This window comes from Massilia endophytica, from assembly GCF_021165955.1.
Lineage (GTDB): Bacteria > Pseudomonadota > Gammaproteobacteria > Burkholderiales > Burkholderiaceae_D > Rugamonas > Rugamonas endophytica.
The window spans coordinates 5,133,388-5,155,017 of record NZ_CP088952.1 but is presented as its reverse complement, the minus strand read 5'-3'; the positions used below and the strand labels follow the sequence as shown (position 1 = coordinate 5,155,017).

The 21,630-nt window shown below is 64.8% G+C and carries 17 protein-coding genes; 11 read left to right on the top strand and 6 right to left on the bottom strand.

Annotated elements, in window-relative coordinates; all coding sequences use genetic code 11:
* Nucleotides 1-25 precede the first annotated feature (25 nt).
* From fusA to rpsL, 3 genes are all read right to left on the bottom strand, one after another.
* Complete coding sequence (fusA, locus tag LSQ66_RS23565; RefSeq protein WP_231767595.1) at nucleotides 26-2,131, bottom strand: elongation factor G; 2,106 nt, start codon at nucleotides 2,129-2,131, stop codon at nucleotides 26-28.
* A 102-nt stretch (nucleotides 2,132-2,233) separates the two neighbouring features.
* Entirely contained in the window at nucleotides 2,234-2,704 is a 471-nt protein-coding gene (rpsG, locus tag LSQ66_RS23560; RefSeq protein ID WP_050409780.1) for a 30S ribosomal protein S7, read from the bottom strand.
* 114 nt (nucleotides 2,705-2,818) lie between these two features.
* The gene (gene rpsL, locus LSQ66_RS23555; RefSeq protein WP_231767594.1) at nucleotides 2,819-3,202 is read right to left on the bottom strand and encodes a 30S ribosomal protein S12; all 384 of its coding nucleotides are present in this window, start codon (nucleotides 3,200-3,202) and stop codon (nucleotides 2,819-2,821) included.
* Nucleotides 3,203-3,468: 266 nt separating this feature from the next.
* Between rpsL and LSQ66_RS23550 the strand changes: the two genes are divergently transcribed.
* The 3 genes from LSQ66_RS23550 (at nucleotide 3,469) to LSQ66_RS23540 (ending at nucleotide 5,761) form a co-directional block, all read left to right on the top strand.
* Nucleotides 3,469-3,717 carry a ribbon-helix-helix domain-containing protein gene (locus LSQ66_RS23550; RefSeq protein ID WP_231767593.1) on the top strand — a complete coding sequence of 83 codons (249 nt, stop codon included), beginning with the start codon at nucleotides 3,469-3,471 and terminating at the stop codon, nucleotides 3,715-3,717.
* A 1-nt stretch (nucleotide 3,718) separates the two neighbouring features.
* Nucleotides 3,719-3,850 (top strand): type II toxin-antitoxin system RelE/ParE family toxin, encoded by a 132-nt coding sequence (locus tag LSQ66_RS23545; protein ID WP_231767592.1) that lies wholly within the window; start codon nucleotides 3,719-3,721, stop codon nucleotides 3,848-3,850.
* Nucleotides 3,851-3,952: 102 nt separating this feature from the next.
* Nucleotides 3,953-5,761 carry a phosphoethanolamine transferase gene (locus LSQ66_RS23540; protein WP_231767591.1) on the top strand — a complete coding sequence of 603 codons (1,809 nt, stop codon included), beginning with the start codon at nucleotides 3,953-3,955 and terminating at the stop codon, nucleotides 5,759-5,761.
* Nucleotides 5,762-5,763: 2 nt separating this feature from the next.
* Here LSQ66_RS23540 and LSQ66_RS23535 read toward each other — a convergent pair whose 3' ends face one another.
* Complete coding sequence (locus tag LSQ66_RS23535; protein ID WP_231767590.1) at nucleotides 5,764-7,173, bottom strand: MutS-related protein; 1,410 nt, start codon at nucleotides 7,171-7,173, stop codon at nucleotides 5,764-5,766.
* 200 nt (nucleotides 7,174-7,373) lie between these two features.
* Between LSQ66_RS23535 and LSQ66_RS23530 the strand changes: the two genes are divergently transcribed.
* The 7 genes from LSQ66_RS23530 to LSQ66_RS23500 are packed head-to-tail and all read left to right on the top strand — an operon-like array spanning nucleotide 7,374 to nucleotide 15,486.
* Nucleotides 7,374-8,645: an efflux RND transporter periplasmic adaptor subunit gene (locus tag LSQ66_RS23530; RefSeq protein WP_231767589.1), complete on the top strand. Its 1,272-nt coding sequence runs from the start codon at nucleotides 7,374-7,376 to the stop codon at nucleotides 8,643-8,645.
* Between the two features lie 23 nt (nucleotides 8,646-8,668).
* Complete coding sequence (locus tag LSQ66_RS23525; protein WP_231767588.1) at nucleotides 8,669-9,361, top strand: ABC transporter ATP-binding protein; 693 nt, start codon at nucleotides 8,669-8,671, stop codon at nucleotides 9,359-9,361.
* Nucleotides 9,362-9,370: 9 nt separating this feature from the next.
* Nucleotides 9,371-10,681, top strand: a complete 1,311-nt coding sequence (locus tag LSQ66_RS23520; RefSeq protein ID WP_231767587.1) for an ABC transporter permease — start codon at nucleotides 9,371-9,373, stop codon at nucleotides 10,679-10,681.
* A gap of 8 nt (nucleotides 10,682-10,689) precedes the next feature.
* Nucleotides 10,690-11,931, top strand: coding sequence for an ABC transporter permease (locus LSQ66_RS23515; RefSeq protein ID WP_231767586.1), 1,242 nt, complete (start codon nucleotides 10,690-10,692; stop codon nucleotides 11,929-11,931).
* 30 nt (nucleotides 11,932-11,961) lie between these two features.
* A complete protein-coding gene (locus tag LSQ66_RS23510) occupies nucleotides 11,962-13,311 on the top strand; it encodes a sigma-54-dependent transcriptional regulator (RefSeq protein WP_231767585.1) in 1,350 nt (449 codons plus the stop codon).
* Complete coding sequence (locus tag LSQ66_RS23505) at nucleotides 13,311-14,702, top strand: sensor histidine kinase (protein ID WP_231767584.1); 1,392 nt, start codon at nucleotides 13,311-13,313, stop codon at nucleotides 14,700-14,702. The genes LSQ66_RS23510 and LSQ66_RS23505 overlap by 1 nt, the downstream gene beginning before the upstream one ends.
* Nucleotides 14,703-14,727: 25 nt before the next feature.
* Nucleotides 14,728-15,486 carry a fused MFS/spermidine synthase gene (locus tag LSQ66_RS23500; RefSeq protein ID WP_231767583.1) on the top strand — a complete coding sequence of 253 codons (759 nt, stop codon included), beginning with the start codon at nucleotides 14,728-14,730 and terminating at the stop codon, nucleotides 15,484-15,486.
* Nucleotides 15,487-15,505: 19 nt separating this feature from the next.
* Here the strand turns inward: LSQ66_RS23500 and LSQ66_RS23495 are convergent, their stop codons facing one another.
* Complete coding sequence (locus LSQ66_RS23495; protein WP_231767582.1) at nucleotides 15,506-17,350, bottom strand: glycosyl hydrolase family 18 protein; 1,845 nt, start codon at nucleotides 17,348-17,350, stop codon at nucleotides 15,506-15,508.
* A 285-nt stretch (nucleotides 17,351-17,635) separates the two neighbouring features.
* Between LSQ66_RS23495 and LSQ66_RS23490 the strand changes: the two genes are divergently transcribed.
* Nucleotides 17,636-20,074, top strand: coding sequence for a TonB-dependent receptor plug domain-containing protein (locus tag LSQ66_RS23490; protein ID WP_231767581.1), 2,439 nt, complete (start codon nucleotides 17,636-17,638; stop codon nucleotides 20,072-20,074).
* On the opposite strand, the gene pdxR is transcribed toward LSQ66_RS23490, so the two are convergent.
* Nucleotides 20,071-21,546, bottom strand: a complete 1,476-nt coding sequence (gene pdxR, locus LSQ66_RS23485) for a MocR-like pyridoxine biosynthesis transcription factor PdxR (RefSeq protein WP_231767580.1) — start codon at nucleotides 21,544-21,546, stop codon at nucleotides 20,071-20,073. The two genes, LSQ66_RS23490 and pdxR, sit on opposite strands and share 4 nt — an antisense overlap.
* Between the last annotated feature and the right edge of the window lie 84 nt (nucleotides 21,547-21,630).

Genomic DNA, 21,630 nt, shown 5'->3' with positions numbered 1-21,630 from the left:
ATCGCCCCCGGCCTTCAATTACTGATTACTTAGCTTTAGCGGTGACGATCGCGTCGATCACGTGCTTGGGCGCCTCGGAGTAGTGCTTGAATTCCATCGTGTAGGTTGCACGGCCCTGGGTTGCGGAACGCAGCGAGGTCGAGTAACCGAACATTTCGGACAGCGGAACTTCGGCCTTGATGATCTTGCCGCCGCCGCCCGGGATTTCGTCCATGCCCTGCACCATACCGCGGCGGGACGACAGGTCGCCCATCACGGTACCGGCGTAGTCTTCCGGCGTTTCCACTTCCACGGCCATCATCGGCTCCAGGATCACCGGGGAGGCTTTACGGCAGCCTTCCTTGAATGCCATGGAACCGGCCATGCGGAACGCGTTTTCGTTCGAGTCCACGTCGTGGTAGGAACCGAAGGTCAGGGTGACCTTCACGTCCACCACTGGGTAGCCTGCCAGAACACCGGTGTTCAGGGTTTCGCGCACACCCTTTTCAACTGCAGGGATGTACTCGCGCGGCACCACGCCGCCCTTGATGGCGTCCACGAACTCGAAGCCCTTGCCTGCTTCCTGCGGTTCGATGGTCAGCACGGCGTGGCCGTACTGGCCGCGGCCGCCGGACTGCTTGACGAACTTGCCTTCCACGTCGGTCACGGTCTTGCGGATGGTTTCGCGGTAGGCCACCTGTGGCTTGCCGACGGTCGCTTCCACGCCGAATTCGCGCTTCATGCGGTCCACGATAATTTCCAGGTGCAGCTCGCCCATACCGCCGATGATGGTCTGGCCGGATTCTTCGTCGGTCTTCACGCGGAAGGACGGGTCTTCCTGTGCCAGGCGGTTCAGCGCCAGGCCCATTTTTTCCTGGTCGCCCTTGGTCTTCGGCTCGACGGCCTGCTGGATCACGGGCTCAGGGAACTCCATGCGCTCCAGGATGATCATCGAGGACGGGTCGCACAGGGTTTCACCGGTGGTCACGTCTTTCAGGCCCACGGCAGCGGCGATGTCGCCAGCGCGCACTTCCTTGATCTCTTCACGCTGGTTGGCGTGCATCTGCAGAATACGGCCCAGGCGCTCCTTGCGGTTCTTCACCGAGTTCAGCACGGTGTCGCCGGAGTTGATGGTGCCCGAGTACACGCGGAAGAAGGCCAGCTGGCCGACGAACGGGTCGGTCATGATCTTGAATGCCAGCGCCGAGAACTTCTCGTCGTCGGCGGCCTTGCGGGTAGCCGGCTGCTCGGAGTCGTCGGTGCCTGCGACCGGCGGAATGTCCACTGGCGACGGCAGGTATTCGATCACGGCGTCGAGCATGGCCTGCACGCCCTTGTTCTTGAACGCGGTACCGCACAGCATCGGCACGATTTCCGATGCGATGGTGCGCTGGCGCAGGGCTTTCTTGATGTCTTCTTCCGACAGATCGCCTTCTTCCAGGTACTTGTTCATCAGCTCTTCGCTGGATTCAGCGGCGGCTTCCACCATCTTCTCGCGCCACTCTTGCGCTTGCGCCTGCAGCTCGGATGGGATGTCCTTGTAGTCGAACTTCATGCCCTGGGAAGCGTCGTCCCAGATGATGGCCTTCATCTTGACCAGGTCGACCACGCCGGCGAAGGAATCTTCGGCGCCGATCGGGATCTGGATCAGGACTGGGTTGGCCTTCAGGCGGGCACGCATCTGCTCGTAGACCTTGAAGAAGTTGGCGCCGGTACGGTCCATCTTGTTCACGAAGGCCAGGCGGGGCACCTTGTACTTGTTAGCCTGGCGCCACACGGTTTCCGACTGCGGCTGCACGCCGCCCACGGCGCAGTACACCATGCAGGCGCCGTCCAGCACGCGCATGGAACGCTCCACCTCGATGGTGAAGTCCACGTGGCCCGGGGTATCGATGATGTTGATGTGGTGCGGCTGGAAGTTGTTGGCCATGCCCTTCCAGAAGCAGGTGGTCGCTGCGGAGGTAATGGTGATGCCGCGCTCTTGTTCCTGCTCCATCCAGTCCATGGTGGCTGCGCCGTCGTGCACTTCACCAATCTTGTGGTTCACGCCGGTGTAGAACAGCACGCGCTCGGTAGTGGTGGTCTTACCGGCGTCGATGTGAGCGGAGATACCGATGTTGCGGTAGCGCTCAATGGGGGTCTTGCGGGCCATAATTAATCCTAAATCTTTGAATGGACAAAACCGGGCAGCATTTTCAACTCAAAAATGTGCCCGGCTCGTACAACGAAGGCCGGCACTGCCGGCCAAAAGTTTTTAGAAGCGGAAGTGCGAGAACGCCTTGTTCGCTTCAGCCATGCGGTGCACTTCGTCACGGCGCTTCATTGCGCCGCCGCGGCCTTCCGCAGCTTCCATCAGCTCACCGCCGAGGCGTTGTGGCATGGATTTTTCGCTGCGCTTGTTGGCAGCTTCGCGCAGCCAGCGCATGGACAGGGCCAGGCGGCGCACGGGACGCACTTCCACAGGCACCTGGTAGTTGGCGCCGCCGACGCGGCGGGACTTCACTTCCACCAGCGGCTTGGCGTTGTTGATCGCTGCGGCGAACACTTCCAGAGGGTCCTTGCCGGACTTTTGCTGGATGTGGTCGAACGCACCGTAGATGATGTTTTCTGCGACCGATTTCTTACCGGACAGCATCAGAACGTTCACGAATTTGGCGACTTCGGTGTTGCCGAATTTTGGATCCGGCAGAATCTCGCGCTTGGGTACTTCACGACGACGTGGCATTTTATTTCCTTCCTGTCTTCAGTTGAGCGCCACTGTTTTGGCACTCGCGGTGGCCATCATGACCATCCACTTACTCGGTCTCGCGACCGCCTCAACTCAAATTAAACTGCAGAATTACTTCTTGGCTGCTTTAGCGCGCTTCGCACCGTACTTCGAGCGAGCCTGCTTACGGTCTTTCACGCCCTGGGTATCCAGAGAGCCGCGGACCATGTGGTAACGCACACCTGGCAAGTCTTTCACACGACCGCCGCGCAGCAGCACGACGCTGTGTTCCTGCAGGTTGTGGCCTTCACCGCCAATGTACGAAATGACTTCGAAACCGTTGGTCAGGCGCACCTTGGCGACCTTACGCAGTGCCGAGTTAGGCTTCTTAGGAGTGGTGGTGTACACACGGGTGCACACGCCACGCTTTTGCGGGCAGTTTTCAAGTGCCGGCGATTTGCTCTTCACGACCGCAGCGGTACGTGGTTTGCGAATCAGTTGATTGATGGTTGGCATCGTTCTAAATCCAACAAAATTACAGCGTTGACAACCCAGGCCCAGGGCCCGGGGGCTAAAACCGATCTCTGTCTGGTCCGGCTCACAGGCACGAAAAGCCACCCACAGCGGGGCGGCTGAGCGAATGCGTAAACGAAGCGCAGACTAAATTGAGAACTCGCGAGTATATACGGTCCGCATGGTCCGGTCAACGGATTTGCGGAAAAATTAAGCAGGTGCCAGTGGAGAAACGTTATACTCGGATCCAAGCCGGGGCGGAGCGCATCATGCCAACACTTACCATTTCCCTTAGTGATCATTTAAGCAACTATATCGTGAGCAAATGCCAGGACCAGCCCGCGCTCAGCGCGGACGACCTCGTGGCCGAAGGGCTGCGCCTGCTCGAGGAGCGCGACCGGCAGCTGCGGGACTTCGTGGCGCAAGGTGCAGACAGCGGAACTCCCGAGCCCGGCGACGAGGCATTTGACCGGTTGCAGCAGAAATACCAGGCGGCTTTGCAAGACGCAGCCAAATGAAATGCGCAGTCTGCTACTTCTACCGCAGGCCATCAGCGATCTGGAAGAAATAGCGGACTATATCGCCCTCGACAATCCCCGGCGAGCGGTGAGCTTCATCGACGAGCTGCGCCGGCAATGCAGGCGGATTTGAACTTCGCATCGCGCACGGTGCGCGGGACATTTTTTCCACGCTGTAGCTGCGGGCCGGCCGATTGGGCCGATAATAGCGGGCAATTTCCGATTCCTGCCCTGTATGCGTTTCCTGCTGCGTCCCGCCCACCTTTTTCTTCTGCTCAGCTACCTGGCGCTGTCGGCCGTGCCCTTCATTCCACTGGCGATGGGCAAGCCGGTGCCGGAGGCCTGGCAGGTGCTGGGCATCGAAATCGTGGCCTGGGCCGCCGTCTGGGCCCTGTTCAAGCGCCCTGCCCGCTTTCACTGGTTCCTGATTCCGGCCTTCATGGCCCTGCCCACCGAGATCTACCTGATCGTGTTCTACGGCCAGGGCATTTCCACCCACCACCTCGGCATCCTGGCCGAAACCTCGCCCAGGGAGGCGATGGAGTTCCTCGGCCGGAAGGTGTGGAGCATGCTGGCGATTATGATCGCCGTTGCCGCATGGTGGGTGCTCACTTTCCGCGCAGCCCGCCAGACGCGCGAACTGGACTGGCATGATTCCTCGCGCTGGGTGGCCATGGGCCTGCTGGCCCTGTTCGCCGCGCTGGGGGCATACGGCTGGGAATTCGGGGTGAAGCCGGAGGCGCCGGTGTCCGCTGCCGCGTCCGCCAGCGCGGACAAGCCAGCGTCTGTTCCCGCCGCCTCGGCGACGGGCTGGACCCTGCCTCCCCTGCCCCACTGGGCCAAGGTTCCGGTGGAGTTCGACGCCTTCATCCGCTCCTGGCCCTTTGGCCTGATGGCGCGCGGCATCGATTTCTACAAGGAGCGCCGCTACCTGGCGGAGCTGGACGAGCGCAGCAGCCGCTTCCGCTTCGGCGCGCAGCAGGCCAGCGCGGACACGGCGCCCGAGGTGGTGGTCCTGGTGCTGGGCGAATCCTCGCGCTACGACCGCTGGAGCCTGAACGGATACAAGCGCGAAACCAATCCCCTGCTGTCGCAGGAAGAGAACCTGGTGCCCCTGAGCGATGTGGTGACCTCGGTGGCGGCCACGCGCCTCTCCGTCCCCGTCATCATCTCGCGCAAGCCGGCCATGCAAAGCCTGAAGGACGGGTTCACCGAGAAGTCCTTCGTCAGCGCCTACAAAGAGGCTGGCTTCAAGACCTGGTGGCTGTCCAACCAGATCTCCTTCGGCAAATTCGACACGCCTGTTTCCGTGTTCGCGAAAGAGGCGGACGTGATCCAGTTCCTGAACCTGGGCACCTTCAACAACAACTCGAACTTCGACGAGATCCTGTTCGAGCCGCTGCGCCATGCCCTGGCCGATCCGTCGCCGAAGAAGCTGATCGTGCTCCACACGCTCGGCAGCCACTGGAACTACAGCCAGCGCCACCCGCAGTCCTTCGACAAGTGGAAGCCTTCGCTGTTCGGCATCGACAAGCCGGTCTACACCGACCTCGATATCAAGCCCCAGCTGAACAACAGCTACGACAACTCCATCCTGTATACGGACTGGTTCCTGTCCCAGGTGATCGCCACGCTGAAAGGCGGGGAACAGTCAGCGGCCATGCTGTATGTGGCCGACCATGGACAGACGCTGTACGACGGCAGCTGCCGCCTCGCCTTCCACGGCCACAATACCCAGTTCGAGTTCCACGTGCCCGCCTTCGTGTGGTACTCCGGGCAGTACCTCGAACGCTATCCGGACAAGGTGGAACAGCTGGCAAGGCACCGCAAGACGCCGCTGGCCACGGAAAACATGTTCCACACCCTGCTGGACATGGCGGACATCCGCTATCCGGACGACCGCCTGGAATGGAGCTTCCTCAGCGCGCAGTTCAAGCGGCACAAGCGCTACGTGGACAGCTACGGCTGGTCCAACTACGACAACTCCACCTTCAGGGGCGACTGCCGCGAGGTGATCGACAAGGACAAGCCGCTGCCCCGCTGAAGCTAGATAGCGCCAAGCAGCTCGCTGTAGACCCGCGCCGCCTTGTTCTGGATCTCCACGCTGAAGCCTTTCTGCGCCAGCAGCGCCAAGCCGTTGGTCTCGCCCAGAATGCCCGGCTGCAGGCGCAGGCCGTCCTCCGTCTGCGCCACGCATACGGGTGTGAGCCATTCCTTGAGCAGGGAGGCCAGGACCAGGTTGTGCGAAGAGACCAGCACCGTGCCGCGTGCGGCCAGCGCTTCCATGACCGCGGTGGCCGCCGACACGGATTCCAGATGGTTCGTGCCGAGGAAGATCTCGTCCACGATGAAGAGCGAAGGTCCCGCTTCCGCAATCGCCAGCAGTTCGCGCGCGCGCCGCAGTTCGGCAATGTAGAGGCTCTCGCCTTCGTCCAGCGCATCCTCGCTCTGCATGCTCGAATGGACGGGCATGTCCGGCAGGCGCGCGGCCTCCGCGTAGCAGAAGCCGAAAGCGCGCGCCGCAATGGCGTTCAGGCCCACGGCGCGCAGGAAAGTGCTCTTGCCCACGCCGTTCTGGCCCGAGATGAAAACGCCCTTGTCCCGCAAGGCCAGGTCGAGCGGCGCCGGGTCGGGCAGGAGCGGATGCACAAGGCCGCGCAGTTCCAGCTCACGGCCATCGGCGCGCCCGCTCCAGCAGAAACGCGCCGCGCCGTCGAGATGCCGGGCCAGTGCAAGGTCGGCTTCGACGGCGGCGAGCTTCACGTAGCAGCTGCGCAGGAAGGGCAGCTGGCCTGCCACCACCTTCCTGCTCGCGAAGTAGTGGCTGACATTGCGCAGCAGGAGCCAGTCGCTGTACTCGCGCAGCAGGGGCATTTGTTCGAGAACGGGAGGCGCCAGCTGGCGGCTCAGGCGGGCCGCCGCCCTGTCGCCGGGCCACAGCGCGTGGCAGGCATTCAGCATCAGCCGAAGGGAAAGGAGCTCGCGCCGCCATTGGCCGATGCGGTCGTGCCAGACCGCCTGCAGGGCCAGCATCAGCGCGCATACGCCCAGCGCAGCAATCCACCAGAGTCCCCATTGAAGCCCGCATGCGATGCTTGCGGCCAGCAACACTGGAAGCGCGGGCAGCCAGGCCGCCCAGCGGGGAGCGGCGGCGAGTGCCTCGCCGAACAGGGTGCCGCTCACTTCCGCGTCCGCCTCGCGCAAGGGGCGGCAGGCCCGTTCCATGTCCGCGCGTCCGGCGCTGTCCGCGAGCCGCGTCCGCAGCCCGCCGGCGTCGGCGGCGCCGCTGCGCAGGCGGTGATAGAGCATCTGCTGGCCGAAGATGCTGACGCCCCTGCTCAATAGCGCAAGATAGGAATCAAGCAGCATGTCCTTCCAGGTCTGCTCGTCGATCACGGGGGCGCCGGTCAGCGCGTCGTAGCGCGCAATGTCGCTGCGCGCGAAGGGATAGTCCAAGAAATGCTCCGCAGTGGTGGAAACAGGAAGATAGGGCTGCCTTGGCAAACAATCAAGATGCGGCCCGGACAGGCGGACAGCGGCGGACAGGCGGACGCCTGTTTCGGCAGGGACGAAACCTTCCAAATCAAGCACTTAGCCGCTGGCACGGTTTCTGCATAAGGATGGGACATCACTCACCTGTCCAAAAGACCAAGTACATGATTCGCGATACATCCCATCAAGATGCAGTCATTGCCGCGCCCGCGGGGCAGAAGCTCAAGCGCAATGCGGCCATCGCCGCCGGCGCCGCCGCCCTGATTGCCGCTGCCGTCTATCTGTACGGCGGCTGGGCCGGCAGCAGCCAGTCCGTCAACATCGCCCGCCTGCGCATTGCCGAAGTCACGCGCGGCACGCTGATCCGCGACGCCGCCGTCAACGGCCGCATCGTCGCCGCCGTCAGCCCGACCCTGTATTCGACCGCTCCCTCTTCCACCGTGACGCTGAAGGTGAAGGCGGGCGACACCGTGAAGCGCGGCGACGTGCTGGCCGTGCTGGAGTCGCCCGACCTGCAGGACGAACTGAAAAAGGAACAGTCCACTTACCAGGAACTGGTGGCCGAAGTGGGCCGCCAGCAGATCCTGGCGCGCAAGCAGCGCCTGCTGGCCCAGCGCGACGCGGACACCGCCGAAATCGAACGCCTCTCCGCGCTGCGCGTGCTGCAGCGCTACGAGAGCGTGTCGAACGTGGACATCATCGCGAAGATCGACCTGCAAAAGGCCAAGGACGCCGTTGCAGCCGCCGAGATTCGCGCCAAGCATGCGAACCAGGCCTCTACGCTGGAGAAAGACAACGTGGAGCTGGAGCTGAAAACGAAGCTGGCGCAGATGGAGCGCCAGAAGCTGAACCTCGCCAACGCGCAGCGCCGCGTGGACGAGCTGACCGTGCGCGCGCCGGTGGATGGTTTCATCGGCACGCTGTCGGTCGCCAACCGCAGTGTGGTGCAGGCCAACACGCCGCTCATGACGCTGGTGGACCTGTCCGCACTGGAGGTCGAGCTGGAAGTGCCGGAAACCTATGTGAACGACCTGGGCCTGGGCATGACCGCCGAGATTGTGGTGAACGGCAAGCAGGTCACGGGCAAGCTCTCCGCCCTGTCGCCTGAAGTGGTGAAGAACCAGGTGCTGGCGCGCGTGCGTTTCGACGGCAAGCAGCCGGACGGCCTGCGCCAGAGCCAGCGCGTGTCCGCCCGCCTGCTCATCGACGAGAAGCCGAATGTGCTGATCGTGCCGCGCGGCCCCTTCGTGGAGTCCGAGGGCGGGCGCTATGCCTACCGCGTCGAGGATGGCGTGGCCGTGCGCACGCCGATCAAGATGGGCGCCACCAGCGTGAATGCAGTCGAAATCATCAGCGGTTTGAAACAGGGCGACAAAGTGGTTGTCGCCGGCACCGAAACCTTCGAGAACGCCCCGCGCGTTTCGATCAACAACTAACACTTCCAAGAAGAGAGGCCACCATGCTGCGCATGACCAACCTGAGCAAAGTCTATCGTACCCACATGATCGAAACCCACGCGCTGCGCGGCTTCGAGATCCACGTCAAGCAGGGCGAGTTCGTGACCGTGACCGGTCCTTCCGGCTCAGGCAAGACCAGCTTCCTGAACATCGCCGGCCTGCTGGAGGAATTCACGGACGGCGAATACATCCTGGACGGGATCAATGTGAAGGGCATGGACGACAACGCCCGTTCCAAGCTGCGCAACGAGAAGCTGGGCTTCATCTTCCAGGGCTTCAACCTGATTCCCGACCTCTCCCTGTTCGACAACGTGGACGTGCCGCTGCGCTACCGCGGCTACAACGCCGCCGAGCGCAAGGAGCGCATCGAGGACGCGCTGGCCAAGGTGGGCCTGGCCTCGCGCATGAAGCACTACCCTGCCGAACTGTCCGGCGGCCAGCAGCAGCGCGTGGCGATCGCGCGCGCGCTGGCCGGCTCGCCCAAGCTGCTGCTGGCCGACGAACCGACCGGCAACCTGGACACGGCCATGGCGCGCGGCGTGATGGAGCTGCTGGAGGAGATCAACGCCCAGGGCACGACGATCCTGATGGTGACCCACGACCCCGAGCTGGCCACCCGTTCGCAGCGCAATGTGCACATCATCGACGGCCAGGTATCCGACCTGGTGCGCAAGACCCCGACCCTGGTGGCCTAAGGAGCGTTCATGTTCAGCTACTACTTCAAACTGGGCCTGCGCAACCTGCGCCGCAATCCGGCCCTGACGGCGCTCATGGTGCTGACCCTCGCCGTGGGCGTGGCCGCCAGCATCAGCACCCTCACCATCCTGCACGTCATGTCCGGCGATCCCATGCCGCACAAGAGCAACCGCCTGATCGTGCCGCTGTTCGACAACGGCCCGACCAAGGGCTACGCGCCGGGCGACGAACCGAACGACAACCAGCTGAGCTACGGCGACGTGCAGCGCCTGCTGGCCTCCGGCAAGGGCGAGCGCCGCACCGCCATCATGGGCATCGGCGCCTCCATCGAGCCTGACCGCAAGGACGTCGGCGCGTTCATCGCCACTGGCGCGGGCCCCACCAAGGACTTCTTCGCCATGTTCGACGTGCCCTTCCTGCACGGCGGCGCATGGTCGGAAGCCGACGACAAGGCGGGCGCCGACGTGATCGTGCTGACCCGCAAGCTGTCCGAGAAGCTCTACGGCGACGAGGTTCCCGTAGGCCGCCGCATGAAGCTGAACGGCCACGAGTTCCTGATCACGGGCGTCATGGACAAGTGGGATCCCATCCCACGCTTCTACCGCGTGGTGGGCGCGGGCGCCTTCAGCACCGAGGATGAATTCTTCATCCCCCTGAGCAGCGCGACGCGGCACGAGATCTTCAACAGCGGCAATACCAACTGCACGGCCGACCGCGCGCCGGGCTACCAGGCCTTCCTGGATTCGGAATGCACCTGGCTGCAGTTCTGGTTCGAGCTGCGCTCGGCCAGCGACCGCGCCGACCTGCAGAACTGGCTGGACGCCTACGCCGCCGAGCAGCGCAAGCTGGGCCGCCTGCAGCGCAATGCTCCCAACAAGCTGTTCGACCTGATGGAGTGGATGGAATACCTGAAGATCGTCGGCAACGACAACAAGCTGTCCGCCTGGCTGGCCTTCGGCTTCCTGGTGCTCTGCCTCGTGAACACCATCGGCCTGCTGCTGGCGAAGTTCTCGGTGCGCGCTTCCGAAGTCGGCGTGCGGCGCGCCCTTGGCGCCTCGCGCAAGGAAATCTTCCACCAGTTCCTGGTCGAAACCGCGGTCGTGGGCCTGGTGGGCGGCGTGCTCGGTCTCGCGCTCTCCTTCGGCGCGCTGGCCCTGATCGCCATGCAGTCCAAGGCGCTCACCATCGTGGCGCACATGGACTGGGTCATGCTGATCGTGACCTTCGCCATGGCCGTCGGTTCCGCCATTCTCGCCGGCCTGCTGCCGACCTGGCGCGCCTGCCAGGTGACGCCTGCCCTGCAACTCAAATCCCAGTGAGGACCACCATGGAAATCCGTCCCATCCTTTCCGCGCTGATGCGCAACAAGACCGGCCCTATCCTGGTGGCCCTGCAGGTGGCCATCAGCCTGGCCATCCTGTCCAATGCACTGCATATTGTGAAGGTGCGCCAGGAAGTGGTGTCGCGCCCTTCCGGCATCGAGAAAGAGGAAGAAATCATCCACATCCGGGTCGGCGACCTGAAGACGGAGGCGCCCTTCAACGAAATCCTGGCAACGCAGAAGATGCAGGCGCAGGTTCTGCGCGCCGTGCCGGGCGTGGTGTCGGTGGCGCAGGTCAGCCAGACGCCCCTTTCGCGCTCCGGCCGCAACAGCGGCGTGGCGGCAGACCGCAAGCAGGAGAAGGTCAACACGGGCGCCGGCCAGTTCTTCACGCCGGACTCGCTGGTCAAGACCTGGGGCCTGCGCCTCGTGCAGGGCCGCGACTTCCTGCCCACCGAGTACATGGACATCGACGAGAAGAACACCAACGAGATTCCGCGTTCGGTGATCATTCCGCTGGCCCTGGCGAAGAAGCTCTGGCCCGATACGGACAACTACCTGGGCAAGCCCTTCTACTTCGGCACCGGCGACACCGCCGACGAGGTGCGCGTGGTGGGCGTGGTGGAACGCATGCAGTCCACCGGCGCCGAGGTGGGCGAACGCGGCGAGATGAGCGTCATCCAGCCGATGCGCGCCATCAGCGGGCCGCGCGCCATGTTCACGCTGCGCGCCGAGCCGGGCCAGCGCGACCGCGTGATGAAGGATGCCGAGGAAGCCCTGCGCAAGGCGGGCAACAACCAGGTGGTGGTGCGCACCAAGACCATGGAGCAGGACCGCAATGACCGCTACCGCGCGGACAAAGGCCTGTCCTGGATGCTGGTCACCGTCAGCGTGCTGCTGATGCTGGTGACGGCCAGCGGCATCGTCGGCATGGCCAGCCTGTGGGTCACGCAGCGCCGCAAGCAGATCGGCGTACGCCGCGCCCTGGGCGCGCGCAAGACCGACATCCTGCGCTATTTCATCACCGAGAACGTGATGATCACGACGACGGGCGTGGCGGCGGGCCTGCTGGGCGCGCTCGCCCTCAACCAGCTGCTCGTGACCAAGCTGGAAATGGCCCGCCTGCCGGCAGACTACCTGCTGGGCGGCGCAGCCATCTTCCTCGCCCTCGGCGTGGCGGCGGTGTACGGCCCGGCATGGCGCGCAGCCAGCATCTCCCCGGCCACCGCCACCCGCGGCGTCGTCTGAGGAAGCCGTCTTTGATGTTATGCTGACGGCATGCCTACTACCCTGATCATCGACGACAATGCCGCAGTCGCCGTAGCGCTCGAAGTCCTGTTTTCCCTGCACGACATCGACGCGCTGCGCGCGGGTTCACCCGAGGAAGGCCTGGCGCTGCTCGCGCAGCGCGGCGCCAGCATCGACCTCGTCATCCAGGACATGAACTTCACCGCCGACACCACGTCCGGCGAGGAAGGCGTGGCCCTGTTCCGCGATATCCGCCAGCGCTATCCCGACCTGCCGGTCATCCTGCTGACGGCGTGGACCCATCTCGATGCGGCGGTGGACCTGGTGAAGGCCGGGGCGGCCGACTACCTGGCCAAGCCCTGGGACGACAACCGCCTGATCGCCACCGTCAAGAACCTGATCGAACTTGGCCAGGCCAACAAGGCGCTGCGCCAGCGCCTGCAGGGCGAGCTGCGCCAGCGCCGCGAGCTGGAACAGTACGACCTGCGCGGCATGGTGTGGGCCGACCCGGCGACCGAACGCGTGCTGACCCTGGCCTGCCAGGTCGCGCGCGCCGACGTGCCCGTGCTGATCAGCGGTCCGAACGGCACCGGCAAGGAACGCATCGCGGAAATCATCCAGGCCAATTCCGCCGTGCGCGAGGGCCCCTTCGTGGTGCTCAACTGCGGCGCCCTGCCCGCGGAACTGATCGAGGCGGAGCTGTTCGGCGCCGACGCGGGCGCCTACACGGGCGCTTCCAAGGCGCGCGAAGGCAAGTTCGAAGCGGCGGACGGCGGCACCCTCTTCCTCGACGAAATCGGCAACCTGCCGCTGGCAGGCCAGATGAAGCTTCTGCGCGTGCTGGAAACGGGCCGCTTCGAGCGCCTGGGCTCCAACCGCGAACGCCAGGTAAAGGTGCGCGTCGTCAGCGCCACCAACGCCGACCTGCCCGCCATGATCCGCGCGGGCACCTTCCGCGAAGACCTGTACTACCGCCTCAACCTCATCGAACTGAAACTGCCGCCCCTGGCCAGCCGCCCGGCGGACATCCTGCCGCTGGCGCGCCACTTCCTCGGCGGCGGCAAGACCCTGCAGCCCGCCGCGGAAGCCGCGCTGCTGGCCCACCCATGGCCGGGCAATGTGCGCGAGCTGAAAAACGTGATGGCGCGCGCCACCCTGCTCACCCCGGGCAGCAGCATCGACGTGGCGGCGCTCGGCCTGCCCGCCGTTTCGCCGGGTAACCACAGCGCGCCGAACGGCGACGGCGAGCCTGACAAGGACACCATCACCCAGGCGCTGAACCGCGCCAACGGCGTGGTGGCGCAGGCGGCGGCCGATCTCGGGCTGTCGCGGCAGGCCCTGTATCGCCGCATGGAGCGGCTCGGTATCGTCCGCCCCTGATGAAACGCGAGCCGCAAGCCGCCGAACGGCGCAGCCGGGGCAAGCGCCCCGCGTCCCGCCGCCCGCGCGGCATGCGCCTGTCGCTGATGACGCGCTGGTCCGCCCTCATCGGCACCCTGCTCACCATCGGCATCCTTATCGCGCTCGGCCTGAACCACCTCTTCCCGGACAAGCCCTGGCTGGTGCTGGGCGCCAGCCTGCTGTGCGTGGTGCCCCTGTCCCTCATCACCATCCGCGCGCAGATGGCGCCCATCCTGTCCCTGTACCGCGCCCTGGGCGGCACGGTGACCAGCTACCGCGACGGCGACTTTTCCTTCAGCCTGCACTGGCCGCAGAACGATGAGCTGAGCGACCTGGTGGAGGCGCACAACCAGCTTGGCAATGTGCTGCGCGAGCAGCGCCTGAACCTTGTGCAGCGCGAGCTGCTGCTGGATACCATGGTGCAGAACACACCGGTGGCCATGCTGCTGGTGGGCGACGGCGGCGCCATCGTGTACGGCAATGTCGCCGCCCGCCACCTGCTCAACGAAGGGCGGCGCCTGGAAGGCCACCACCTGCAGGAACTGCTGGAGCATGCCAACCCCGCGCTGCGCGAAGCCATGAAGCGCGGCGGCGACGGGCTGTTCACCACCGGCGACAATGAGGAAGAAGAGGTCTATCACCTGGCCCGCCGCCGCTTCAACCTGAACGGGCGGCGCCACGAGCTGCTGCTGCTGCGCCAGCTCACGCTGGAACTGCGGCGCCAGGAGGTGCAGACCTGGAAGAAGGTGATCCGCGTGATCAGCCATGAGCTCAACAACTCGCTCGCGCCGCTGACATCCCTGGCGCACTCGGGAGCGGAGCTGGTGCGGCGCGGCCAGACGGAGCGCCTGCCGCAGATCCTGGCCACCATCGAGGAACGCACGCGCCACCTGGAGAGCTTCATCCTCGGCTATGCGCGCTTCGCCAAGCTGCCATCGCCCCGCCTGGAAGCGGTGGACTGGAACACCTTCCTCGACAAGCTCGCGGAGCAGGTGCCCTTCCGCCGCAGCGGCGAGCCGCCGCAGGGCCAGATGCTCTTCGACGCGGCCCAGATGGAACAGGCCCTGCTCAATCTTCTGAAGAACGCCCACGAATCCGGCTCTCCGGCCAACGGCGTCACCATGGACGTGCGGCGCGTGCAGGACATGGTGCGCATCGAGGTGCAGGACCGGGGCCCGGGCATGAGCGACGCGGTGCTGACCAACGCCCTCGTGCCCTTCTACTCCACCAAGCGCAGCGGCACGGGCCTGGGCCTGGCGCTGGCGCGCGAAATCGCCGAAGCGCATGGCGGCCGCATCACGCTGGCCAACCGCGAAGGCGGCGGCCTGACCGTGACCATCATCCTGCCCATGGTCGCCGCGGGCGAATAAGGGGCGCGGCTGGTAAACTGCCGCCATGATGACCCGACGTTTCGACCAGCCAGGCTACCCTCCCGCCACCATTACCGAATACGAGGGCGTGCGTTCCCTCCACCTTGGCACCTCGTGGGTGCAGGGCGCCATGCGCCTTTCGCGCCCCGATGTGATCGAGCTGGAATACGTGCGCATGATGATGATGTGGATGCTTTTCAAGCAGGATCCGCGCCGCATCGTGCAGCTGGGCCTGGGCAGCGCCGCCGCCACCAAGTTCTGCTACCGCCGCTTTCCCGATGCCGACGTGACGGCCATCGAGCTCAATCCCAATGTGATCGCCATCTGCGAGGAGCTGTTTGCCCTGCCGCCGAACGACGGGCGCCTGCATGTGCGGCAGATGGATGCGATGGATTTCGTGACCGATCCGGCCAACCATGGCAAGGTGGACGTGCTGCAGGCGGACCTGTACGACGAGGAGGCGCGCGGCCCCGTGCTGGACACGCCCGAGTTCTACCAGGCCTGCTCCGACTGCCTGGCGCCGGACGGCATCATGACCACCAATGTGTTCGGGGATTTCTCCAACTATGCCAAGAACATCCAGGCCATGGAGCTGGTGTTCGACGCCGTGGTCTGGCTGCCCGAGGTGCACGATGCGAATGTGATCGTGATCGCCTTCAAGCAGTCGCCCTCGCTGGACTTCAGCGTGCTCTACGAGCGGGCGGGCGCCATCAAGAAGCAGTACAACATGAACGCAAAGAACTGGGTCAACGGACTGAAGGCCTGGATGCTGGACCACCAGTAGCCGTCGACCCCTTCACACATCAGCGGGTGGCGCAGAAGCCCACGTCGCGGTAGCTGCCGTTTGGCGCCAGGTCCTTGGCCCAGTCAGGACCGGAGAGCTGGATGGTGTTGCCGCTCTGCGTGAACTTGCCGTTCCACAGGGAGTTCACCGTGCCCACCACCTGCACCGGGACCGACCAGTTCACCGCCTTCACCGAAGAGCTGTTGGTCACCACGATATTGGCGCAGTAGCCGCTGGTCCAGTCGTTGGTGATGGTCACGCTGCCGCTGAGCGAGCCTGCGGGCGGCGGCGGATCGTTCGATGGCGGCGGCGCGCTGCGGGTGGCGCAGAAGCCCACTTCGCGGGTCTCGGCGGGTTCGATGAACTTGTTCCACTCCGCACCCGACACGTTCAGCTTCTCGTCCGCCACGGAATAGACGCCGCCCCACAGCGAGCTGATTTTGTCCTTGAAGGGCAGGGAAACCGACCAGATGCCCGGACGGTCACCGATATTCTTCACCACCAGAGCGGCGCAGTAGCCGCTGCCCCAGTCGTTGTTGACGTTCAGGCTGGTGGAGAGCTGCGGCGGCGGCTCGGGCGGCAGGGGATTCGGGTTCGGGCCCGGATCGGTGGCGTTCGGATCGAGGAAGGCCTTCTTCACCGCGAACAGCAGCGGATTGCTGGTGCCGTTGGTGGTGCCGTAGTTCACCAGCCAGATAATGGTGCCGCCCACGCCTTCGCCCTCGCGGGTGCTCTGCGCCCAGGCGCCCTTGGCGGCGATGCTGTTCTCGTCCTCATAGCTCACGTAGCCGGTGGTTCCGGTATTGCGCGTCGTTGGCGTGTAGCCGCCGCCCGGGTAGGTGCGGTAGCCCATCTGCGACGAGGCTTCGAAAGCGTAGATGCCGTTCGAGAGATAGCCGTGCTTGTTCAGCTGCGCGTAGTTCCAGGTCACGTCGTTGACGGAGAAGGAATTGAAGTCGTAGCCCGCGGTCGCCATGCCGGGATGCGTGAACGGGGGCTTGTAGGCCAGCCCATAGAAGCCGATGCCCATGCCGATCTTGCTGCGCGGGATACCGGCGTCCGTATACAGCTTCACGCTGCTGGCGATGTCCGTGGGGCGCGAGCCGGTGCGGCCGGTCAGCGGCGCGAATGTCGTAGTGTCCCAGCCCTCGCCGAACCATGCCATGCCGTAGCTCATGATATTGAACTGGTCCACCAGCGCCGCCACGCGCGCATCGTGTGCGCTGGCCTTCTGGTAGTTCGGGTTCAGCGTGCCGGCCGGGAAGGTGATGATGACGGGCTTGTCCTGGTAGCGCGGACGCGAGTTCGCTTCGGCGCGCAGGTCGATGATCAGCTGTTCGAGGCGGGCCTGGCTTTCCGTGTCCTTGCTGTCGATGCCTTCCCAGTCCACGTCGATGCCGTCGTAGTCGCGCGCCACCATGAAGTCCACCAGGTTCTTCACGAACTGGGCGCGCACCGCAGGCGCGGTGGAGGCGGTGAAGCCCGCGTTGTCGCCCTCGCCGCCCAGCATGATGAGGGCCTTGGTGCCCACGTGGTGGGCCTTGTCGATCATGAACTGCTCCACGGTGCGGTAGGGGGCGCCGGGGCCGATATGGCGGTTGGTCTGCGCGTCCTCCGCGCCGTACAGCACCTCGCCGGGCTGGCCGCCGAATTTGCCGCCTCCGGGGCCGATGCGCGCAAAGACGAAGTGCGTCATCGCGGTCATGTCCACGTGCTGGGGCGCCTGGTAGTCGGGATTGCTCCAGAAGTAGCCGCCGTAGTAGCCGGTCACCCACTGGCTGGACTGTTGCGCCTGGGCGCCGCCGCTCCAGGCGGAGAAGGCCAGCAGCGCCGCTGCCGCCATTTTGATGGTTTTCGTTTGCATTCTTCGCTCCTTTGAATTTTGCCGTACGGCAACTTTAACGCTAAGGAGGAAGGGGAATTGTCTGAAAAATGTCCCGAACGGTAGGTCTTTTGTAGATAGCCACTAGTTATGGGGCCATAAGATTACGGTAAATTTTAATGATGAGCACGCAATATTTACGACCGTGCGATTCTCGCAACAATACGATACATGCACCTTGGTGGTGCGCGGCCGGGCGCGCTAGGATTGCCAGCGCAGCAATATCAGAGCGTCATTCATTCGCCAATACAAACCAGAGAAAAGCCCATGAAAAAGCCCTTCCTGTTCCGCCGTACCCTCCTTGCCAGCGCAGCGCTGCTGGCCGCCAGCGGCGCCTATGCCCAGAGCGACAGCGCCGCCGTCCCCGAACAGCAAACCGTGGTGGTGCTGGGTTCCCGCTCCGCCGCCAAGACCGCCCTCGACACCGCGGCACCTGTGGGCCTGATCAACCTGAAGGACATGCAGACGGCAGGCCCGCTGGAACTGGGCAAGCTGCTCCAGACCCTGGACCCGTCCTTCAACTTCTCGAATACCTTCATCAGCGACGGCACGGACATCATCCGCCCCGCCACGCTGCGCTCCCTGGGCCCGGACCAGCTGCTGGTGCTCGTGAACGGCAAGCGCCGCCACCAGCAGGCCCTGGTCAATGTGCAGCAGACCGTGGGCCGCGGTTCGGCCGGTACGGACATCAACGCGATTCCGCTGTCCGCCATCCACCATATCGAGGTGCTGCGCGACGGCGCCGCCGCGCAGTACGGCTCGGACGCGATTGCAGGCGTGATCAATATCGTCCTGAAATCCAATGTGAATGAAACGGCCCTGAGCGGCACCCTGGGCACCACCTCCGAAGGCGACGGCGACCTGATCTCCGGCAGCGTAAACCGCGGCTGGTCGCTGGGCGAAAACGGCGGCTACATCAACGTGTCGGTGGAAGGCCGCCACCGCAAGGAAACCAACCGCGCCGGTCCCGACGAACTGCGCGTGTCGCCGCCGCGCGTGACCCAGCGCATCGGCGACAGCGATGCGAAAGACGCCTACCTGTGGTGGAACGCCGCAGTGCCCACCGATGCCAAGGGCGAATTCTATTCCTTCGGCGGCGCCTCCAAGCGCAAGGGCGACTCCTCGGGCTTCTACCGTTCCGCCGGCGACGGACGCACCGTGCCCGCCGTGTATCCGAACGGCTTCCTGCCAAATCTGCTGACCACCGTGAAGGATGCTTCCTTCGCCGTGGGCTACCGCCGCGACCTGGAAAACGACTGGAAGGCCGACATCAGCGTCAACCACGGCCGCAGCGAACTGGGCTTCCACGAAGGCCAGACCATCAACGTGAGCTACTGGTACGAGCCCAAGCCGGGCGGCGGCATCTACGCCGCCTCGCCGCTGGAAGCCGATACCGGCAAGCTGAAATTCGACCAGACCACCTTCAACGCCGACCTGAAAGGCCCGCTGAACATCGGCGGCGCGAACATCTTCCTGGCCACCGGCTTCGAATGGCGCGAGGACAATTACCAGATCGTGGCAGGCGACCCGGTCTCCTACCAGTACGGCCGCACCAACAACCCGGCCGTTGTGATCCGCGACCAGACCGGGGGCGTGGCTGCTTCCGGCACCCAGGGCTTCCCGGGCTATACGCCGGCCACCGCCGTGGATGCGGGCCGCCACAATATCGCCCTCTACCTGGACGTGGAACACCGCCCGGTGGACACCCTGCTGCTGGCAGGCGCGGTACGCTACGAGAAATATTCGGACTTCGGCAACACCACCACCGGCAAGTTCAGCGCCCGCTGGGATCCGTCCAAGCAGGTGGGCGTGCGCGGCAGCGTGTCGAGCGGCTTCCGTGCGCCGGGCGTGCAGCAGGAGTTCTACAGCTCCGTGTCCACCAACCTGAATGCGGCTGGCGTGCTGACCGAAACCCTGACCGCGCGCCAGGACAGCGCCGTGACCCGCGCCCTGGGCATCAAGCCGCTGAAGGAAGAGACCTCGCGTAACGCCAGCGTGGGCCTGGTGCTGCGCCCGGCTCCGAACTTCTCGGTGACCACGGACATCTACCAGATCAAGATCAAGGACCGCATCGTCTTCTCCAGCAATATCGCTCCGGAAGCGGGCGGCGGCCCGATCGCCAACGTGCTGGTGCCGCTGAAGGTGGGCCAGGCCCAGTTCTTCACCAATGCGGTCGATACCAAGACCCGTGGCCTGGATATCGTGGCCGAGCACACCAACAAGATGCCTGGCGCCACCCTGGTGCTGTCCGGCCAGCTGGGCTTCAACAAGACCGAGGTGACCGGCCGCCATTCGACCTCCAGCATCCTCACCGGCGAACAGCTGTTCGACCAGGCGCAGGTGACGCTGATCGAACACGGCCAGCCGCGCCAGCACCACGTGCTGGCTGCGGACTACACCCGCGGTCCATGGAACTTCAACACCCGCGCCAACTACTACGGCGAAGTGAAGGGCCAGGGCTTCACGGGCGACTTCGTGCAGACCTGGGATGCCAAGTGGCTGCTCGACATGACCGTGCGCTATTCCTTCAGCAAGAAGACCAGCCTGACCTTCGGCGTGAACAACGTGTTCGACACCTTCCCGACCGAGTGGGACAAGGTGAAGGCCGCTCCGTTCCCGCAGCTGGGCTTCACGCATTGCTGGGAGACCTGCCCGTTCGGCGTGAACGGCCGCTCCATGTATGTGCGCTTTGATACGGCGTTTTAATTAGCCTTCCGGTTGGCGGTGAATGCCGCCAGGTGAATGATCGCCGCCAACCGTTTCACCAGTCCGTCCATCTGCTCCGCAGGTATCTGCGCGTAGCCCAGCATCAAGCCATTCCATCCTGCCTCACCGCCCACGGCGTGCGCGCTCAGCGCATTGACCATGATGCCCTCTTCCCTGGCGCGGCGGCCGATTTCCACATCCGAAATGCGCGCATCGCGGAAGCGTAGGGAAAGGTGCATACCCGCCGAAGCGCCATGCACTTCCGCGATGCCGCCCAGGTGCCTCTCCAGGGCTTCCACCAGCGCGTCGCGCCGCTGCGCGTAGATCCTGCGCATGCGCCGCAGGTGCAGGGCGAACTGGCCGCTGCGCACGAACTCCGCGAGAGCCAGCTGCTCCGCCGCGCGGCCGCTGCTGGCCGACTGCGCGCGCATGGTCGCCATCGGCTCAGCCAGTTCGGGTGGCACCACCAGGAAGCCGATGCGCAGGCCAGGATACATGGTCTTGCTGAAAGTGCCGCAGTAGAGCACCGGCGCATCCGGCGCCAGGCCCTGCATCGCGGACAGCGGCGGGCCGTCGTGCCGGAACTCGCTGTCGTAGTCGTCCTCGATGATGAGCGCACCGGCCGCGCGGGCGCCATCGATGAGGGCCATGCGGCGCTGAAGCGAAAGCACCGTGCCTACCGGGTACTGGTGCGAAGGCGTGGTGTAGATCAGGCGCGGCTTGCGGCGCTTCCAGTCCGCAGGCTGCGGCGCAATGCCTTCCTCGTCCACCGGAATGCCTTCCAGTTTCAGGCCCGCTCCACGGAAGGCGGCCACAGCGCCGCCGTAGCCTGGGTCTTCCACCCACACGGTTTCTCCCTGGTCGGCGCAGGCGCGGGCGCACAGGTCAAGGCTGCTCTGGCTTCCGTCCGTGATGAAGACCTGGGCGGCTTCGCACACCACGCCGCGCGAGGCGCGCAGATGGTCCGCAATGGCCTCGCGCAGCGTCATTTCACCGGCGGGGTTGCCGTAATTGAGCTTGCGCGGCTCGAGCGTACGCCAGGCGCGGTCCAGCATGCGTCGCCATAGCGCCATGGGGAAGCTGTCCAGGTCCGGCACGCCAGGCACGAAGGCGCCGCCCACGCTGGCAGGCGCGTGCAGGCGGCGCAGGTTCTGCGCGCGCTGGGAGAGGCCGGCCTGCGGCACGGGAGCGCGCTTCCTGCCCTGCTCCGGCACGATGGTGGCAACGATGGTGCCGCGCTTGTCCGTCGTCACGAAGCCCTCGCTGGCCAGCTGCTCGTAGGCGTAGAGCACCGTGTTGCGCGCCACGCCAAGTTCGGAGGCAAGGGTACGCGTCGCAACCAGGCGCGTTCCCGGCGCCAGCGTGCCGTCGCGGATGGCGGAACGCAGGCACTCGTGCAGCAGGCGCTGGCGCGGCCAGGTCCGGTGTCCGTTCTCGCGCGTAAAGGTGGAGATGAGCAGGGCGTAATCCATCGTGGCTCCAAGATATTGGATGGTTCTGGACCTTTCTCAGGTGCCAGCAGCACATTATATTGCGATCTCACTCACCAAGGAAAA

Coding starts and splice junctions, on each gene's coding strand:
- fusA (WP_231767595.1), bottom strand. CDS start 2,131: ATGGCCCGCAAGACCCCCATTGAGCGCTACCGCAACATCGGTATCTCC.
- LSQ66_RS23505 (WP_231767584.1), top strand. CDS start 13,311: ATGAAACGCGAGCCGCAAGCCGCCGAACGGCGCAGCCGGGGCAAGCGC.
- LSQ66_RS23490 (WP_231767581.1), top strand. CDS start 17,636: ATGAAAAAGCCCTTCCTGTTCCGCCGTACCCTCCTTGCCAGCGCAGCG.
- LSQ66_RS23545 (WP_231767592.1), top strand. CDS start 3,719: ATGCGCAGTCTGCTACTTCTACCGCAGGCCATCAGCGATCTGGAAGAA.
- LSQ66_RS23530 (WP_231767589.1), top strand. CDS start 7,374: ATGATTCGCGATACATCCCATCAAGATGCAGTCATTGCCGCGCCCGCG.
- LSQ66_RS23525 (WP_231767588.1), top strand. CDS start 8,669: ATGCTGCGCATGACCAACCTGAGCAAAGTCTATCGTACCCACATGATC.
- LSQ66_RS23500 (WP_231767583.1), top strand. CDS start 14,728: ATGATGACCCGACGTTTCGACCAGCCAGGCTACCCTCCCGCCACCATT.
- LSQ66_RS23550 (WP_231767593.1), top strand. CDS start 3,469: ATGCCAACACTTACCATTTCCCTTAGTGATCATTTAAGCAACTATATC.
- rpsG (WP_050409780.1), bottom strand. CDS start 2,704: ATGCCACGTCGTCGTGAAGTACCCAAGCGCGAGATTCTGCCGGATCCA.
- LSQ66_RS23515 (WP_231767586.1), top strand. CDS start 10,690: ATGGAAATCCGTCCCATCCTTTCCGCGCTGATGCGCAACAAGACCGGC.
- LSQ66_RS23520 (WP_231767587.1), top strand. CDS start 9,371: ATGTTCAGCTACTACTTCAAACTGGGCCTGCGCAACCTGCGCCGCAAT.
- LSQ66_RS23510 (WP_231767585.1), top strand. CDS start 11,962: ATGCCTACTACCCTGATCATCGACGACAATGCCGCAGTCGCCGTAGCG.
- pdxR (WP_231767580.1), bottom strand. CDS start 21,546: ATGGATTACGCCCTGCTCATCTCCACCTTTACGCGCGAGAACGGACAC.
- LSQ66_RS23540 (WP_231767591.1), top strand. CDS start 3,953: ATGCGTTTCCTGCTGCGTCCCGCCCACCTTTTTCTTCTGCTCAGCTAC.
- rpsL (WP_231767594.1), bottom strand. CDS start 3,202: ATGCCAACCATCAATCAACTGATTCGCAAACCACGTACCGCTGCGGTC.
- LSQ66_RS23495 (WP_231767582.1), bottom strand. CDS start 17,350: ATGCAAACGAAAACCATCAAAATGGCGGCAGCGGCGCTGCTGGCCTTC.